The following is an 18,199-nucleotide window of genomic DNA, read 5'->3' on the forward strand; positions in this document are numbered from 1 at the left end:
TCAATAATACAGCAAGCACGAAGCTTGCTGTTTTTTCCAGATTTCAACTAAACACTTGACTGTGTCAAATACTGTACCTGATTACGCCCCTTATTTTTTGCCAAATACAATAATTCATCGGCTGAGTGCAGAAAATCGACCACATTGTGATACTGCTGATTTTGATGATAGCTATTTGCGCCAATACTCACAGTGACTTGGGTGATTTCCCCAGTCTTGGTATGTGGAATTTCCAGTGCATATACCGCCTGCCTAAAGTTTTCAGCAAGTTGTACGGCATCTTCCAGCGGCGTTTCAGGCAATAGCACCACAAATTCTTCACCACCAAAGCGAGCCACAAAGTCAGATGCACGTGCAAAGTGTTGTTTAAGCAACTGCGCCACGCTAATCAAACAGTGATCACCTTGTAAATGCCCATAATTGTCGTTATAAGGCTTAAAATGGTCGATGTCGATAAACAGCATAGACAAGGCATGTTGATGACGTGAAGCACGTTTAAATTCATTCTCTATACACTCGCTGAGCGCCTTTCGATTAGCAACCAAGGTCAGCGGGTCTTGTAAGCTCAAAGCCAGATTTTTACGACTCAATGCTTCGAGTTCCAACTCCATCTGTTTACGTGCAGAAATATCAAACATAAAGCCGATAATCGCTACAGTTTCGTCATTTTCACGAATCACATGCACCACATCACGAATCCAGACATAATCACCTGTAGCGGTTAAGGCACGATAATCAGCTTCGTGGTCTGTACCTTGATCAGACAAACTCACACACATATTTACGGTCTTGTCTCGATCTTCAGGATGCATCCGATCAATCCAATCTTGTGCGGTTTTCCAACTGTCTTGCGTCCAACCCAGTAAAGACTCAATTTGTGGACCGATGTAGCTAAAAGCTTTGGTTTTCCAGTTAATCTGCCACGGAATTGCATTCGTGGTTTCCAAAAGCGTTTTATAGAATTGGTCTTCTTTGAATGCACTGTTTATTTCACTCATAGCCTACCCTATGAATTTATTTTAATTACAATGTAACAACTTAAGTGAGCTTTGACTACAATTTGTTCTGTCTTATTGACATTTTCTGCTTTAGCTTTGACACAACCATGTAGTTGAGCAAAAATAAACAAAACTTACTCAAAATGTAAAATCCAAAATAAAGTAAGCCGATAAAGAAGAAATTACCCGCATATTGAGCAATTTTACGCCATGTAAACGCAATGGATTTCAACAAAATATTTACTCGCAATTTTTACCAAGGAAAACGTATCTCAACTGGTAATTCCGTGCAGAATCTAGGAAAATAGTGCGCTTTTAGCATGAACAATCAGCGAACTGTTTTTTCGCCTTGATTTGGAACATATATGAAGTTTGAGAAATTAGGTCAGTCGGGGCGTGCCCGTCGTGGTCGTTTAACGCTTGCTCATGGTGTGGTAGAAACTCCTGTGTTTATGCCTGTGGGGACGTATGGCACAGTAAAAGGCATGCTGCCACGTGATATCGAAGAAATTCAGGCACAAATTATTTTAGGCAATACCTTCCATTTATATTTGCGTCCAGGGCTAGAAGTGATTCAGCAACACGGCGGTCTACACGAATTCATCAAATGGGATAAGCCTATTTTGACTGACTCTGGTGGCTTTCAGGTGTTTAGCTTAGGCGCAATGCGTAAAATTAAAGAAGAAGGTGTGACCTTCCGTTCGCCTATTGATGGCTCAAAGGTTTTTCTTTCGCCTGAAATCTCGATGGAAATTCAAAAAACCTTGAACTCTGACATCGTGATGATTTTTGATGAATGTACGCCTTATCCTGCAACGCATGAAGAAGCACAAAAATCGTTGCAATTATCTTTACGCTGGGCAAAACGCTGTAAAACCCATCACCATGATGAACTACAAAATAGCAACGCACTGTTTGGAATTATTCAAGGTGGTATGTATGAAGATTTACGTGATGAATCTTTAAACGGCTTACTTGAAATTGGTTTTGATGGTTATGCCATTGGCGGTCTTTCGGTGGGTGAACCGAAAGAAGAAATGATCAAAGTCCTAGATTATTTACCTACTAAAATGCCAGAAGATAAACCACGTTATTTGATGGGCGTAGGCAAGCCAGAAGATATTGTGGAAGCGATTCGTCGTGGTGTGGATATGTTCGACTGCGTGATGCCAACCCGTAATGCGCGCAATGGTCATTACTTTGTCACCGATGGCTTAGTGCGTATTCGTAACAGTAAGTATCGTCATGACCAAAGCCCGCTCGACCCACATTGCGATTGTTATACCTGTAAAAACTTTACTCGCGCCTATTTGTTCCATTTAGAAAAATGTGGCGAAATGCTCGGCTCTATGTTGGGTACCATCCACAATTTACGTTATTACCAACGTTTCACCCAAGACATCCGCAATGCCTTGGATAACGGTACTTTTGATGATTTTGTACAGGACTTTTATGCCCGCCGTGGTCTTGAAGTTCCACCTTGTCCTGAAGATTAGTCTTTTCAGTATTTGCGCTGAGTAAAAAGACAAGGTAAATTGCAGAACAAACCCAATTTATTATCAGATCACTGATCGCCAGTTTTTAGTTTAGGAAAATGAAATGAGCCTTTTTATTTCGACTGCTCACGCAGCAGGTGAAGCTGCACAACAACCAAGCCTTGTAGCCAACCTTTTAATGATTGCTGTTTTTATTGCAATCTTTTACTTCTTGATTTGGCGTCCACAATCAAAACGTGCCAAAGAACACCGTGCACTGATTGAAAGCTTAGGCGTTGGTAGTGAAGTGGTCTTTGCAGGCGGTTTGATGGGTAAAATCACGAAAATTGAAGGTGATTTTGCAGTAGTTGAATTAAGCCGTGGTGTAGAGGTTAAAGTTCAACGCGCGAGTGTCATTTCAGTTCTTCCTGAAGGCACATTAAACAATCTTTAATCAAAAAAGGGTCGTGCTCACGCACGACTTTTTCATTTTAAGAAGAAAATAAATGCGTTACCCAGCATGGAAATATCTACTCATCCTCGTAGTTCTTGTGGTGAGTACATTATATGCCCTGCCTAGCTTGTATCCAGATGAACCTGCTGTTCAAATTTCAGGTGCCAAAGCTGGTACCCAAATTGATCAAAGCATCGTACAAAAAGCAGAGCAAATTTTACAATCAGAAAATATTGCCAGTCATGACAACAGCTTTACCAACAATGCTGCATTGTTGCGTTTAGACACCTCAGAAGCACAGCTCAAAGCCAAAGAAGCTTTGCGCCGTGGTTTGGGCGATGACTACGTTGTGGCACTTAACCTTGCACCCACCACCCCAGAATGGCTACAAAAAATTGGTGCAAAACCAATGAAGTTAGGTCTGGACTTACGTGGCGGTGTTCACTTCCTGTTAGAAGTGGATATGGACAAGGCCATCAGCCAGCGTATGGAAACCTCAGCTACAGATTTACGTCGTCAGTTACGTGACAACAAGCTGAAGTTCAATAGTCTGTCACTGAACAACAACACCATTAGCTTGCAGTTTGCCAACAATGCAGACCGTGATGCGGTAATGGATTTCTTGCGCCGTAACGGCAATGAGTACACTCAACAAGCGGTAGCGACAGCAGAAGGTTCGAGTTTACGCCTGACGTATACCGATGTACGCAAACAAGAAATTCAGTCTTATGCAGTCAATCAAAACTTGACCACACTGCGTAACCGTATTAACGAACTAGGTGTAGCCGAAGCCTTGGTGCAAACTCAAGGCAGCAACCGTATTGTGGTGGAATTGCCAGGTGTTCAAGATACGGCTGAAGCGAAGCGTGTTTTAGGTCGTACTGCAAACCTAGAATTCCGTTTGGTGTCCGATCTGAATGATCAATACATTGACCCATATACAGGCCAAACCACAGGTACAGTGCCACCGGGCACCGAAGCCTTTGCTTTTGAATCCTTAGACAGCGGTCGTCAGTTACTTCTAAATCGCAGCCGTATTTTAACAGGTGAGCGTGTTCAGAATGCCTCAAGTGGCTTTAGCCAAGACACAGGCGGTGCTGAAGTAAACATCACCCTAGATGCTGCTGGCGGTAAACTCATGTCGGATGCTACCCGTAATGCGGTTGGCAAACGTATGGCGGTGTTGTTCATTGAGAACAAACAGCGCATTAGCTATGTGGCAGATGAAACAGGCACACAAACTGAAGTGCGTACCCCTTACACCGAATCTGTCGTCATTAATGCTGCAACCATTCAGGCGGTATTGGGTTCACAGTTCCGTATTACAGGTCTAGATTCTCCACAAGAAGCCTCTGAATTAGCCTTAATGCTTCGTGCAGGTGCCTTGGCAGCGCCAATGTACTTTGTCGAAGAACGTGTGATTGGTCCTAGCTTGGGTCAAGAAAACATTGATAAAGGTGTATTGTCGACTCAGATTGGCTTCATTTTGGTGGCAATCTGGATGGTGGTGTTCTTCCGCCTGTTTGGTTTGATTGCCAACTTCGCTTTAGTGTTTAACTTAGCCATGATTTTAACTGTCATGTCTTGGATTGGTGCTTCACTCACCTTACCAGGTATTGCGGGTATCGTGATCACTATTGGTATGGCGGTGGATGCCAACGTCTTGATTTGTGAGCGAATACGAGAAGAAATTAAGTGGGGCGCCTCGCCAAAACAAGCCATTGTGGCAGGTTATGACCGAGCGTATAACACTATTTTTGATTCGAACTTAACCACATTCTTGGTGGCATTCATTCTGTTTGCGATTGGTACAGGCCCAATCAAAGGCTTTGCGGTGACCCTCATGATTGGTATTGTCTGCTCGATGTTTACTGCAATTACAGTCACCCGTGCAATTGTACAAATCATTTATGGCAAAAAACGTAACTTGAAAAAGTTGAGCATTTAAGGAGATCACTGATGACTGAGAATACTCAACTGCCTTCAAAAAAATATGGTCGCCCTGATGATGAGCGCGTGATTCCGTTTATGAAGATTGCTTTGCCAGCGGCATTGCTTTCTATTCTACTTACGGTTGCCAGCATCTTCTTTATTGCCACTAAAGGTTTAAATTTAGGTTTGGACTTTACTGGCGGTATTGCGGCAGAACTTAACTATAGTAACCCTGTCAAAGCGACTGATGTATCTAATGCATTGGTCAAAGCAGGTTTTAACGACCCTGTGGTACAAACCTTGGGCTCTGACCGCGACCTCATGGTACGTATGCCTGTGCAAGAAGATGTTGAAGCAGAAGACTTAACCAAAGCAATTACTGCTGCGGTACAACTACCAAATAACACGGCAACTGTGCCAAAGGTAGATGTGGTGGGTGGTCAAGTCGGTAATGAGCTATATGTCCGTTCTGCGGGCGCTGTCGCTTTAGCGCTATTATTAATGCTGGTTTACGTCACCATTCGCTTTGAATTCAAACTGGCAATGGGTGCGGTACTGTCATTGTTCCACGATATTATTGTGACACTGGGTATTTTTGCCATGATGCAATGGCCATTTGACCTGACTGTATTGGCAGCTTTATTGGCAATTATCGGCTTCTCACTTAACGATAACATTGTTGTATCTGACCGTATTCGTGAAAACTTTCGTAAAATCCGTGGTGCAACACCGCTTGAAGTGGTGAACATTGCACTGACAGAAACTTTACGTCGTACCATTCACACCTCTATGACCCTATTATTGGTTGTAGTCGCAATGATGCTCATGGGCGGTGATGGTCTGAAATGGTTCTCGATTGCCATGTTTGTCGGTGTATTTGTCGGAACATATTCATCTATTTACATTGGTACAACCTTTGCCTTATGGCGCGGTTTGAACCGTCAGGACTTCATTGTTCAAGTTAAACCAGAATTTGAGGGTGAAGAGCAAGAAATTCCTTAATATATTTCTACTGACACCAACAAAAAAAAGCCTATCTTTGGATAGGCTTTTTTGTGGCTAGACGTTGCGACATTTGCTCTGATATTGCGATGCTAATGCCGAATAATATCAATCTGTGGAAACTGAAAGCCTGCGCAGGAGGGTGCAGCTCGCCATGCTACAGTCAGCATACAATCTGGTAAACGAAAGTTTTGATAAGCAAAATGTCCAATCTGTGGATGATGACAAAGACCGCCCTGTGCACTGGGATGCATCCGGGTATCTAACTCATTTAGGCTTAAACGAATCCCCAACCCCGATGCTTTCAGCACCGCCTCTTTGGTTGTCCAGACACGAAACCAATAATCGGCGTCATGTCCCAAATCTTGCCAGTATTTGAGTTCATTGGGATGAAACGCATGTTGCGCCAAGGCATCAAAACGCACCTTACGGTCTAGATCTTCAATGTCTATCCCAATATCTGACAACTCAAAACTGCTTGCCAATGCATAATATTGACGACTATGACTATGGTTAAATTGCAATTGAGGCAATGTCGTCAAAAATGGTTTGCCATGCACATTGCGCTGAATATCACTATTTTGAATATTCTGTGCTAAATATTTTGAGAGCAATTGATTCCGATAACGGTAAATCGCCTGCTTTTGCTGCTGAATCTTTTCTGTTCGAGAATCTGTTGCAGCAGGAACAAAAATTTTATGAATACGGCACACATCTACATGAATTTTTTTAGCTGTTTTACTCATCCCTAATATTCCTACTCCTTTCGCTTTAACCCACAGCAAATTGAAATTTACACCCCAAGCCATATAGAAAAAAACCAGCTCAATGCTGGTTTTTTTAGAAGCGATTTTGATTAACTCCCCTGCACCAAACGGCGTGCACTGATAATACCTGGTTGCTGCTCCAAACGCGCCAACAGACGAGAAAGTTGCGCCAAGCCTTTGACCTCAATCAACAATTTCATATTGGCAATTCCATCATTTTCAGAAATGGTATTCACCTGACGAATGTTAATTTGATCGGCAAAAATCACTTGAGTTAAGTCTTTGAGCAAACCACGGCGGTCGTAGGCTTCCACCACAATCTGGACGCTTTGACCGCGGGTTGGCTGCATTTCCCAGTCAGCTTCGACTGCACGTTCAGGTCCATTGCCAATCATGCGCACATAGTCTGAACACGCTACTTTATGAATACTCACGCCACGATTGAGAGTGATATACCCCGCAATTGCCTCACCATGTACTGGCTGACAGCATTGTGCGATATGCAGTTCAACGTTATCCAAACCATCAATCAAAATACCATGTGCCGATAAGGTATGGCTGGCTCGTGGATTCAAAGTCGGCTTCAACACCAGTTCAGGTTCATCCTGATCTAAGTGCATGTGACGATTGACCTGATTAATTAAAGCATGCAGGCTAATATCACCATTAACCAAACCAATCAGAATATCTTCACCAGTTTTGACATTAAAGTGATTGCAATAATCATTTAGATCAATACTTTTTGGATGAATCGCCAAACGTGAAAGCTCTTTGTTGAGTACTTCACGCCCTACTTCTAGATTTTTGCTGCGGTCCTGCTGTCTAAACCAATGACGCAGTTTATCGCGCGCACGTGCCGTTTTAATATATCCTAAAGAGTTCACCAACCAATCACGGTTCGGTTCACGGTCTTTTTTGGTCAAAATCTCGACCTGCTCCCCTGTTTTTAAGCTATAGGTGAGCGGTACATAGCGCTGATTGACCCGCGCAGCATAACATTTGTTACCCACTTCGGTATGCACATGATAGGCAAAGTCCAGCACTGTTGAGCCACGTGGTAATTCTTTAATATCACCATCACGGCTGAACACATAAATTTTTTCAAAATCTTCAAACTCTTGGATTTGTTCAAAGTTTTCAGAATCATCATCTTCTTTATGTGCACTGGCATCGTTACGTTCCTGATAGAGCTCTAAAACAGAACGCAAAGAATGTAAACGATGATTGAACGAGTGGTCTGTTGTTTTAGAACCTTCTTTATAATTGAAGTGCGAACATACCCCAAGCTCGGCTTCTTCGTGCATATCTAAAGTACGAATTTGTACTTCAAGCGACTTGTTTTCTGCAATCACTGCAGTATGCAACGAGCGATAACCATTGGCTTTTGGATTGGTAATGTAATCATCAAACTGGTGCGGAATATGCCGCCACAATTGATGTACGATACCCAACGAGTGATAGCACTCTGGAATGGTTTTCACCAAAACACGTACAGCACGAATGTCATAGAGCTGGTCAAAGCTGAGGCTTTTACTCTTCATTTTTCGATAAATCGAATAAATATGTTTCACCCGTCCACTAATTTCGGCATGAATACCGTTATTGCCTAGCTCTGTACGCAATTGCTCAATTACGCTTTGAATGTAGTTTTCACGTTCTAAACGCTTTTCATTCAACAATGTTGCAATTTCTTTATAACGGTCTGGTGCCAAATAACGGAATGCTAAATCTTCGAGTTCCCATTTCAGTTGGGCAATCCCTAAACGGTGTGCCAATGGCGAGTAAATGGTTAAAATTTCCCGCGCCACACGCTCCTGACGTTCTTTGGAAGCAGTTGCCAACTCACGTAATGAATAGGTACGTTCTGCCAGTTTAATTAACACCACGCGCACATCTTCTGTCATAGAAATCAGCATTTTATAAATGCCTGTTAAATGTTCACGCTGGTTATTATTAAAGTGGTCTTCTAAACGCTTATTTTTCTCAATCAGCTCAGACAACTTACCCATCGACAAGGTGCCTTTGATCAAGCCGTACACTGCTTCACCAAATTTTTCACGCACATCATCTAACTGTAGGACATTTTCACGCACACTACGATAGAGCACCGCTGCAGATAAAGTGTCTTCATCAACATGCAAGTGCGCCAAAATATTCGCCATCTCAATACCTGTATACAAGGTATGCGATGGGTGACTAACGTCTGTTTCTAACTCTTTTTTTAGGGTGTAATGGGCAACGCGTTCTAATTGTTCAAGTGCCGCCCCATCGTAAATCCCGCGTACTCGGTCTAGCCATTCTGCTAAATCCTGTCGGGCTTGCTCGGCATGTTCTACAGTCGTTTCCTCAGACAGTTCATTTAAACGCCCAGGAAGTTGTTCACGTACTGTGACCATACCCTTCTCCTACCTCTATGTACTTCATATTATAAATCGTTTATTTGCTTTTCTTTCTCAAACAAGGCAATGGATTCGACATGCCCCGTATGCGGAAACATATCCATCACGCCTGCTTTTTTTAATTGATAACCCTGCTTGACCAATACACCTGCATCCCTTGCGAGTGTAGCTGGATTACAGGACACATAAACGATTCTATCTGCGCCAAATTTGGGCACATAATACATCACTTCCTCTGCACCTGAACGCGGAGGATCAATTAATAATGCCTCAAATCCTTGATTTGCCCAAGAATGATGCGAAAAATCTTTTGTTAAATCTTGTGAATAAAACTTAACATTGTCTAAATCATTACGTTGCGCATTCTCTGCACCACGCTGCACCATTTGCTCTGAACCCTCTACCGCAACAACCTTTCCTGTTGCACCTACACAACGTGCAAGCGGCAAGGAAAAGTTGCCTAATCCACAAAATAGATCAAGCACCCGATCACCTGATTTCAAATTAAGCAAATCACATGCCAGCTTAACCATCTGTGGATTAATTGTAGAGTTGACTTGGGTAAAGTCTTGCGGATGAAAGCTAAAATTCACATCAAAATCATCTAAACGATAATGCAAACGCAGTGCTGCATGTGGATCATCTACCCGATGCAAACTATCAGGACCTTCAGGCTGCAAATACAATTGCCAGTGTTTGTGTAATGCAAACTGTTGTAACTCGTTGATATCGGCTGCAGATAGTTGTTCTGTATGGCGCACCACCAAAGCAATCTCTTGATCTCCCATTGCCAATTCTATATGACCAATATGGGCTTTGCCTGTTAGACTTTGGAATAGCTGCTTGATTCGTGTTAACGAACCAAAAGCCTGATCCAACACCATGCAGCGGTCAATTGAGGTCAGTTTATTGCTATTGCGCTCACGAAAACCAACCACCAATTTATCTTGATTGGCAATATAGCGCACCCCAACACGGGCTCTACGGCGATAATCTTCACGCTGTGAACGCAAAGGCGTTAACCATTCTTCAGGCTGAATTTGCGCAAAATGTTGCAGATGCGACTGCAACACCTGTTGTTTGAGATGAATCTGCTCATCCCACTGAATATGTTGCATACTGCAACCACCGCAACGCTGATAATGCGGACACGGCGGCGTAACCCGTAATACCGAAGGCTCGCTCAGCACTTCTAAACACTCGGCTTGTTCTAAGTGTTTGTTACTATGCTTAATTTTGGCGCGTACTGTTTCACCAGGCAATGCGCCTTCAATAAAAACTGTTTTCCCCTGCTTTTCTGCAGGATGACCCGACTGAGCTGTATAGTGTGCAATCCCGCGCCCTTCATGTGACAACGATTCCACCTGAAAGCAATACTCAGCCTGCTGCGTGGTACGGTTTTTACTGCGATGCTTCATATCAGTCTAAATATCGGAAGATGGGGAAGATTTAAAAGGCATCACAGGTTCATTTGAAGACGTGCTGACACTTTTTTCAGGAAAATCTATACGGGTAAATTCAGTTTGCTGCGAACTGTGCTGCCACACGCTCAAAAAGTCTGCATGCTGCGGCTGGGTATGCAAATATTGAATGGTGTGCTGTACCCATTGAGTATGCTCTTCAAGCAGTAATTGCCCTTTGAGCAGCAGCCAACGCAGGTAAATGAGCCAAGTATTTAAGACATCGCCTTCACAATAACGCGTCAGCCTCGACCATTCACCGCTTTGCATAAATGCAGGAACATGATAGCCCGCATCTACGCGTTTACCTGGAAAACCTAACAAATAGGCAACGTCATCCAACTTTTGAAAATGACGACCATTAAACATGGCCATCACATCCATTAAATCGACATGACGTTGATGGTAACGGTTTTGATAATTGTTATAGCGTTTTTGCTGATCAATCTCACCCTGATCAAATAAACTTGGTGCAGACAGCCCATGATACATGGCACGAAATAAAATTACAGGCAGATCAAACTGTGAACCATTCCAGCTCACCAAAGTCGGATGACGCTTATCAAAAATAGACAAAAACTTTTTCAGCATTGCTGCTTCGCTGTCGTGTTCACGGCTAAAGGAAAACAGCTTCATGCCGTGTTCATCAATCCATAAGCCTGAAATACACACAATTTCGTGCAAGGGCAAACGCTGAAAATCGGTTCCCGCTTCTTGGCGACGCAGTTTCATCATCGCCTGCTCAAGTTCAGCCTCAGGCAAATCCAGCTGATATAAATGCGCGCCTGACTTCAAATCGGTAACGGTTTCTATATCGAAAATCAGCACAGGTAAACGCATAAAATCTTACTCAATGGGTGATAGAAAAATGGATATCACGCGTCAGTATCTTGAACAGAGAATAAACCTGTCGATAAATAACGATCACCACGGTCACAGACAATACAAACGATGACTGCGTTTGGATTTTCTTCGGCAATTTTTAAAGCTGCCCAAACCGCCCCACCCGATGATGTGCCTGCGCTGATGCCTTCTTTTTGTGCCAGTCTGCGCATGGTTTTTTCAGCTTCAATTTGCGGAATATCAATAATACGATCAACACGGCTACGGTCAAAAATAGTCGGTAAATAGGCTTCAGGCCAGCGACGAATCCCTGCAATGCTTGAACCGTCAGAAGGCTGTAAACCAATAATTTGAATATCTGGATTTTGTTCTTTTAAATATTTAGACACGCCCATAATAGTGCCTGTGGTACCCATAGCGCTGACAAAGTGGCTAATTTTACCTCCCGTTTGCTGCCAAATTTCAGGCCCTGTGGTCAGGTAATGTGCTTCGACATTATCCGGATTCCCAAATTGGTTTAGCACCAAGCCTTTGCCTTCGCGTTGCATTTGCAAAGCCAAATCGCGCGCGCCTTCCATGCCTTGTGCTTTGGTCACTTCAATCAACTCTGCACCATAGGCACGCATGGCATCTTTACGCTCTTGGCTCATGTTGTCAGGCATAATCAGCTGCATTTTATAGCCACGCATAGCTGCAACCATCGCCAAAGCAATACCCGTATTGCCACTGGTTGCTTCAATTAAAGTATCGCCCGGTTGAATTTCACCGCGTTTTTCTGCCTGCATAATCATGTTGTAGGCAGGACGATCTTTAACAGAACCCGCAGGGTTATTGCCTTCCAGTTTTGCCAAAACCGTTGCCTGCGTATGACTTGCCAAACGCTGCAAACGCACTAAAGGGGTTTTGCCCACATAATGATCTAACAAAAATTCATCACTTTGGAAGTCTGGTTGGGTATCACGCATGCTGTGCACCAATATCAAGGTGGGCTTATTGTATGAAAATTTGCATCTTCCTGCACGTTTTTCACAGGCTTTTTATCAAAACAGCAATAGTCTGCCGACAATTTATGCATCACTCAGCGCCTACACAATTCTAGGCAGGATAAACACAATTTCACATTGTATTTTGTGGGATAAATGCAAAAAAATGCACGCCGATTGATTACAAATAACAAGATGAAGCTGCACCGCTTGCACTAAACAGATGAAAACACAGTCAGCAGAAATAAAGCATGCTAAACTGCCAAACATAGGGATTGAACTGCGTCAACCATGTCAAATATCAATAAAAAGTTATTTAAGCGCTTACATTTAAATCATGCTTATGGACAGCTGATTGCACTTATTTTTGTGCCAATTATGGTTTTGGCATGCGTCGGCACGATGCTGGTTTTATCCGAAACCTCGAATGCCGCAAAAGCACAGCAGCGACAGATGGCAATTGCGATTTTGACCCGTTTTGAGTTGCCATCTGAAGCAGCTTTGCATCAACTGGCTAGCTTTCCGTGGAAGTACGAAGAAGCTCGTTCTTATATGCAAAATATGATGAACGAAAAACACTTGATTCGTACTGCACTGATTGATGCTTCGGGTACACGGCGTTTAAGCATGGGCTTTCAGGATCAAGACGAATGGCCCCAATTCCCTAAAAATGCCGAGTTTTTTGGCCCAATTCAGTATAAAAATAATCATGTGTATGGCATGCAAATTCAGCAAGACATCAACCTACCTGCATGGTTACTAATTGAACTAGACAATCAACCGCTACAAATAGCCCGTTATCGCGTCATGATTGTATTAATTGCCACAGGCTTACTGACTTTATTGCTGTTATTGCTGTGTCTGAACTTCTATTCACGTCGCTGGATTGCGCCAATGTATGAAATTCGCATGCAACTACAACGACTAAATGCGGATACACTCGATCAACACATGGTGATTAACAGTACTGGTGAACTGCGTTTATTGCAGCGGGATATTGCCAATGTGGTAAAACGGCTGCATTCCAGCTTTTTAGAACTGAAAGAACACACCGAACAAACTGAAGATGATTTGCGTCGCACCCTCGATACTTTGGAAGTACAGAACATCACTTATCGTCAGGCACGTGACCAAGCGATTTCTGCCAACCAATCCAAATCGGTATTTTTGGCCAATATCAGTCACGAACTCAGAACCCCGCTGAACAGTATAGATGGTTTTATTCACCTGTTATTGCGTCAGGAAAACCTGAGTAATGAGCAAAATTTGTATTTACAAACCATTCGTAAGTCGTCTGCACACCTTTTGGCTTTAATTAATGATGTCTTGGATTTTTCCAAAATTGATGCCGGTAAACTGGAACTGGATAYTGCGCCTTTTGATTTAGAAGAAGCCATTTTTGATGTGATGGATATGCTCTCGCCGTTGGCCGCGCAAAAGCACATCAACATGGCTTTTTACTTTGCCGACAACGTACCACAGCATGTGTTGGGTGATGCTTTACGCTTTAAACAAATTTTAACCAACCTGATTTCCAATGCGATTAAATTCACACCCGATGGTGAAATTATTGTACGTGCGCGCGTGGAACATGACGATATTGGACAATGCCTGATTCACTTTAGCGTGCAGGATAGCGGCATTGGTTTAAGCGGCACAGACCGTAAAAAACTGTTCGAATCTTTCTCTCAGGGCGATACCTCAGTCACGCGCCAGTTTGGCGGTACAGGCTTAGGCCTTGCGATTTCCAAGCAATTGGTGCATTTAATGCAAGGTCAAATTGGCTTTGAAGACAATCAAGAGCGTGCCCCAACAGAAAAAGGCTCAACCTTCTGGTTTACTGCCTTGTTTACGGTAGATGAAGCGCATGCTCAGCAGCATCCAACTTTTAAAGAAATTCAGGTAGTGTCCTATTTGGCGCACCCTGCCACAGCCAATATCTTGCGTCATTATCTTGAAAATTATGCGGTGCGACATGTTGAAGCCGCTTCAATTCTAGATTTATTTAGCCGCTTAAAAGATGTATCTGGCCTGCAAGACAACACTTGGTTGATTGTTGACCATAGCGGCGACACCGAAGCCTTGTTAAAAGAAATTCGTACCCGTTATCAAGGCAATTTGGCGGTATATGGCTATCAAATGGCGCTAGACCCAAGCCTATTAAATGAATATCGTGCACGGGCTTTGTATCAACCGCTCAGTCGTTCAGCATTAATTGACTTACTTAACAATGAAAATAATTTTGATGAACAAGATTCTGCATCATTTGATGGTAAAGGCCTGCACGTTTTAGCGGTGGATGACCATCTACCCAACCTGATTGTGCTCGAAGCCTTGTTGGGCGAACTGAATGTGACTACTACCAAAGCGCAAAGTGGTCAGGAAGCGTTGGGGATTTTGCAGCAACGTATTGAACAGGAGCAGCAACCCTTTGACTTGATCTTTATGGATATTCAAATGCCTGTGATGTCAGGGATAGATACCACTCGCGCAATTCGTTCATTAGAGTCGACTTTAGAAAACCACAAACGCTTGCCTATTATTGCCCTCACCGCACATGCACTTGCCGATGAAAAGCAAAAATTACTCAAAGTTGGTATGGATGACTATGTCACCAAACCGATTCAGATTGAACAAATCATCCAGATTTTAACCCATTGGACCACCCAAAGTTTTAATAAACCACCTGCAATCGATAAAGCCATTGTGATTGAAGCGCTAGACCCACAGGTGTTGAATTGGCAACAAAGCCTAATGTTGGCAGCCAACAAAGAAGACCTTGCAGTGGATTTGCTGAAAATGTTGGTAGATAGCTTTGCCACAGAATTGGATGAAATTGAACAGCTGATTGAACTCGAAGATTTCCCGCAACTCGAGCATGTGTTGCATCGTCTGTATGGTGCGACCCGTTATGTTGGCACGCCAAACCTGCAAGAAGTAACAGGTTCATTTGAACAGTTTGTTTCGACATTKCGTAAAGAACGCCGTAAAGCCGATGATCTGTTTGTGCAGGAAGTACTCAATCGTTATCAGGAGTTAAAAGCATGTATCCAACAGGTGGAACATGCAGCAGAACATATTTTTGCTCAACATACAGCAACGAGTTCATAGTGAATAAAGTAGGATGAATGTCATTTCGTCCAAACAAAAATGGTATTTTTAAATATAAGTTTCACGAAGCGCATCACATAATTTTATCAATTCTTTCAGGCTGAGCCCACGGATTTGGCCGTGACTCTGCTGTCATTTATCTTGGGTCTGTGCATGCTATGCTTTGCTCAGTAAAAACAAGAGCTCACATCATGACTTTACTTCGAATCGAAAAAAATAATGGCATCGCCACAGTTTCCCTGAACCGCCCAGACAAACGCAATGCCATGAGTTTTGCCCTACTCAAAGAATTGGTGCGCACTGCAGAAAAGCTTAAAAAAGACCGCAGATTACGTTGTGTGATTTTAACAGGGGAAGCAAACGTATTTAGTGCAGGCATTGATTTGGCCGACCTCAATAACCCACAAAACCGTGCATTTGCAGCTTGGGAGTTAATTAAGCCGGGGCAAAGCCTGTTTCAAAAAGCATTTCTCGTTTGGCAACAATTGCCTGTACCTGTAATTGCTGCAATTGAAGGTTATTGTTTTGGCGCAGGAATGCAATTGGCTTTAGCTGCAGATATTCGTATCGCTCATCCTGACACGCAAATGTCGATTATGGAAAGCCGCTGGGGCTTAGTGCCTGATATGGGGCTGAGCCGCTCTTTAAAAGGTTTAATTGGCCTAGATCTTGCCAAAGAGCTGACCTTAACTGCACGTATTTTTGATGCCAACTATGCCAAAGAAATTGGCTTGGTCACGCATTTAAATGCAACACCTTTGCAAAAGGCACAAACTCTTGCCGAAGAAATTGCACAGCGCTCCCCAGATGCACTGGCTGCAGCCAAACAAGTGCTGGATGCCATGGAACATTCTCCCAATAAATCTTTACGTTTAGAAAAAATTTGGCAATTAAAATTATTGCTAGGTAAAAATAGCCAACTGGCACGTAAAAAGGACAAGAATCCTGAAGTGACCTTTGCACCGCGTCAGTTTTAATGCAGTTCAGACACAACAGACTTTGACCAAAGGCTAAATTGACATTTCAAGCCAGACTTGTACTGTAGGCAAAAATGGAGAATCAGCGCTATGCATTTTGATCGTGACACAAAAATCGCTTTTTTAGGTATGGGACTTATGGGGACACGCATGGCAACCCGCTTAGTTCAGGCAGGTTTTGAGGTCGCAGTTTGGAATCGTAGCCCTGCGGCTTGCGAACCCGTGCTCAGCTTAGGGGCGAAATCACTACAATTGAGCGAGATTGGACAATATCCAGTGATCTTGAGTTGCCTTGCCGATGATCATGCTGTCCAAGCCGTTTTTGATCAGATTGAGCCATTTTTGACTGCTCAACAAGTCATAGTCGATTTTTCCAGTTTGTCTGTAGATCAAACCCAAAAGCTAGCGCAGCAAGCCAGCCTCAAACAGGTCACATGGATTGACTCACCTGTTTCGGGAGGCACTGCGGGAGCCGAACAAGGCAGTTTGGTGATTTTTGCAGGGGGGGATGCAAACACCATCGAAAAATTAAGCCCGATTTATCATGTGCTGTCACAACGTGTGACTCGTATGGGCGAAACAGGCACAGGTCAAGCTACTAAAATCTGTAACCAACTGATTGTTGCTGCCAACAGTACCCTAATTGCCGAAGCCGTTGCTTTAGCTGGACAGGCAGGCGTAGACACCCGTTTACTTGCACCTGCTTTGGCAGGTGGTTTTGCCGACTCGAAACCGTTTCAGATTTTAACGCCACGCATGGCAACCCACAGTTTTGAGCCTGTGCAATGGAAAGTCCAAACCCTATCTAAAGATTTAAACAATGCCTTACAACTGGCAGCGCAATTTCAGCTACAGATTCCTGTGGCAGAAAAAGCCCTTTCGCAACTGCAAGCTCATCAAGCCAAGGGTTTTGCAGAAGCAGATTTAGCCACCATTATCCATCAGGTCGAAGCTTAATCGGCTTGATTCCTGATCCAATCTTTGCCTGCAAGGAGCATCTGCATGTCTAAACTGGCGGTTAATCTGTCGATGATTTTTACCGAAGTGCCGTTAATTGAACGCTTTGCCCTTGCACGGGAACATGATTTTCAGCATGTTGAAATTCAATTTCCCTATGAGCTAAGTATTGAGCAAATTCAAACCCAACTCACACTCCACCAGCTTAACCTGTGCTTAATTAATGTCCCTGCAGGTGACCTCATGCAAGGTGGCAATGGTTTGGCGGGCGTACCTGGACAAGAGATTGAATTTCATCATGCCCTAGAGTTGGCTATCCGCTATGCCACAGCGTTAAATGTCCCCCGCGTTAATATTTTGGCAGGCAAACAACCTGTCGATGCCGATTTACTACCGTGCTTAAACACACTGGCTGAAAATCTAAAACTGGCCTGCTCGATGCTCACTCAACATCATATTCAGCCTGTATTTGAAATGATTAATGGCACCGACATACCTCGTTTTTTAGTACAAAATATTGCGCAAGCTCAAGAGATACTAGAAGCGGTCAAACATCCTGCTCTTAAAATGCAATACGACTGTTATCATATGGCGATGATGGGCGAAGATGTGCTGAGCGCATTGCAAGAAAACATACAGGATATTGGTCATATCCAGTTTGCTGACAATCCAGGACGCCATGAACCTGGCTCGGGCGAGATAGACTATGCTGCTATTTTTGAATGGTTACAGCTCAGTGCTTATTCAGGTTATGTCGCTGCAGAATACCGCCCAAGTCTTACGTCAAATCAATCATTTGCATGGAAAGACAAATATTTTGCCTCGCCTTAAAATGCTTGAA

General features: G+C 43.3%; 14 protein-coding genes. 8 read left to right on the forward strand and 6 right to left on the reverse strand.

Annotated elements, in window-relative coordinates:
- Positions 1–47: 47 nt before the first annotated feature.
- Entirely contained in the window at positions 48–998 is a 951-nt protein-coding gene (locus BJN41_RS02160; RefSeq protein WP_070152807.1) for a sensor domain-containing diguanylate cyclase, read from the reverse strand.
- Between the two features lie 365 nt (positions 999–1,363).
- Here BJN41_RS02160 and tgt point away from each other — a divergent pair, with 365 nt between their 5' ends.
- The 4 genes from tgt (at position 1,364) to secF (ending at position 5,861) form a co-directional block, all read left to right on the forward strand.
- Positions 1,364–2,494, forward strand: coding sequence for a tRNA guanosine(34) transglycosylase Tgt (gene tgt / locus BJN41_RS02165; protein ID WP_070152810.1), 1,131 nt, complete (start codon positions 1,364–1,366; stop codon positions 2,492–2,494).
- Between the two features lie 103 nt (positions 2,495–2,597).
- Complete coding sequence (gene yajC, locus BJN41_RS02170) at positions 2,598–2,927, forward strand: preprotein translocase subunit YajC (protein ID WP_070152813.1); 330 nt, start codon at positions 2,598–2,600, stop codon at positions 2,925–2,927.
- A 52-nt stretch (positions 2,928–2,979) separates the two neighbouring features.
- Positions 2,980–4,875: a protein translocase subunit SecD gene (secD, locus tag BJN41_RS02175; protein WP_070152816.1), complete on the forward strand. Its 1,896-nt coding sequence runs from the start codon at positions 2,980–2,982 to the stop codon at positions 4,873–4,875.
- An 8-nt stretch (positions 4,876–4,883) separates the two neighbouring features.
- Positions 4,884–5,861, forward strand: a complete 978-nt coding sequence (gene secF, locus BJN41_RS02180; protein ID WP_171257408.1) for a protein translocase subunit SecF — start codon at positions 4,884–4,886, stop codon at positions 5,859–5,861.
- Between the two features lie 92 nt (positions 5,862–5,953).
- Here the strand turns inward: secF and BJN41_RS02185 are convergent, their stop codons facing one another.
- From BJN41_RS02185 to cysM, 5 genes are all read right to left on the reverse strand, one after another.
- Positions 5,954–6,607, reverse strand: coding sequence for a 4'-phosphopantetheinyl transferase family protein (locus tag BJN41_RS02185; RefSeq protein ID WP_070152822.1), 654 nt, complete (start codon positions 6,605–6,607; stop codon positions 5,954–5,956).
- Positions 6,608–6,717: 110 nt separating this feature from the next.
- A complete protein-coding gene (locus BJN41_RS02190) occupies positions 6,718–9,024 on the reverse strand; it encodes a RelA/SpoT family protein (protein ID WP_070152824.1) in 2,307 nt (768 codons plus the stop codon).
- 29 nt (positions 9,025–9,053) lie between these two features.
- Positions 9,054–10,445 carry a 23S rRNA (uracil(1939)-C(5))-methyltransferase RlmD gene (rlmD, locus tag BJN41_RS02195; protein WP_070152827.1) on the reverse strand — a complete coding sequence of 464 codons (1,392 nt, stop codon included), beginning with the start codon at positions 10,443–10,445 and terminating at the stop codon, positions 9,054–9,056.
- A 6-nt stretch (positions 10,446–10,451) separates the two neighbouring features.
- The gene (locus BJN41_RS02200) at positions 10,452–11,327 is read right to left on the reverse strand and encodes a 3'-5' exonuclease (protein WP_070152830.1); all 876 of its coding nucleotides are present in this window, start codon (positions 11,325–11,327) and stop codon (positions 10,452–10,454) included.
- Positions 11,328–11,362: 35 nt separating this feature from the next.
- Positions 11,363–12,295 carry a cysteine synthase CysM gene (gene cysM / locus BJN41_RS02205; protein WP_070152832.1) on the reverse strand — a complete coding sequence of 311 codons (933 nt, stop codon included), beginning with the start codon at positions 12,293–12,295 and terminating at the stop codon, positions 11,363–11,365.
- Positions 12,296–12,604: 309 nt separating this feature from the next.
- On the opposite strand from cysM, the gene BJN41_RS02215 reads away from it, so the two are divergent.
- The 4 genes from BJN41_RS02215 to BJN41_RS02230 all read left to right on the forward strand — a co-directional run bounded on the left by BJN41_RS02215 (position 12,605) and on the right by BJN41_RS02230 (position 18,189).
- On the forward strand, positions 12,605–15,424 hold the full coding sequence (locus tag BJN41_RS02215) for an ATP-binding protein (RefSeq protein WP_070152837.1): 2,820 nt from the start codon (positions 12,605–12,607) through the stop codon (positions 15,422–15,424).
- Between the two features lie 191 nt (positions 15,425–15,615).
- The gene (locus BJN41_RS02220; protein ID WP_070152840.1) at positions 15,616–16,401 is read left to right on the forward strand and encodes a crotonase/enoyl-CoA hydratase family protein; all 786 of its coding nucleotides are present in this window, start codon (positions 15,616–15,618) and stop codon (positions 16,399–16,401) included.
- Between the two features lie 90 nt (positions 16,402–16,491).
- A complete protein-coding gene (locus BJN41_RS02225) occupies positions 16,492–17,358 on the forward strand; it encodes an NAD(P)-dependent oxidoreductase (protein WP_019836716.1) in 867 nt (288 codons plus the stop codon).
- Positions 17,359–17,403: 45 nt separating this feature from the next.
- Positions 17,404–18,189 carry a hydroxypyruvate isomerase family protein gene (locus BJN41_RS02230; RefSeq protein WP_070152843.1) on the forward strand — a complete coding sequence of 262 codons (786 nt, stop codon included), beginning with the start codon at positions 17,404–17,406 and terminating at the stop codon, positions 18,187–18,189.
- Positions 18,190–18,199 lie beyond the last annotated feature (10 nt).

The sequence above is a fragment of the Acinetobacter towneri genome (assembly GCF_001758345.1).
In the GTDB taxonomy this organism is placed as follows: Bacteria; Pseudomonadota; Gammaproteobacteria; order Pseudomonadales; family Moraxellaceae; genus Acinetobacter; species Acinetobacter towneri_A.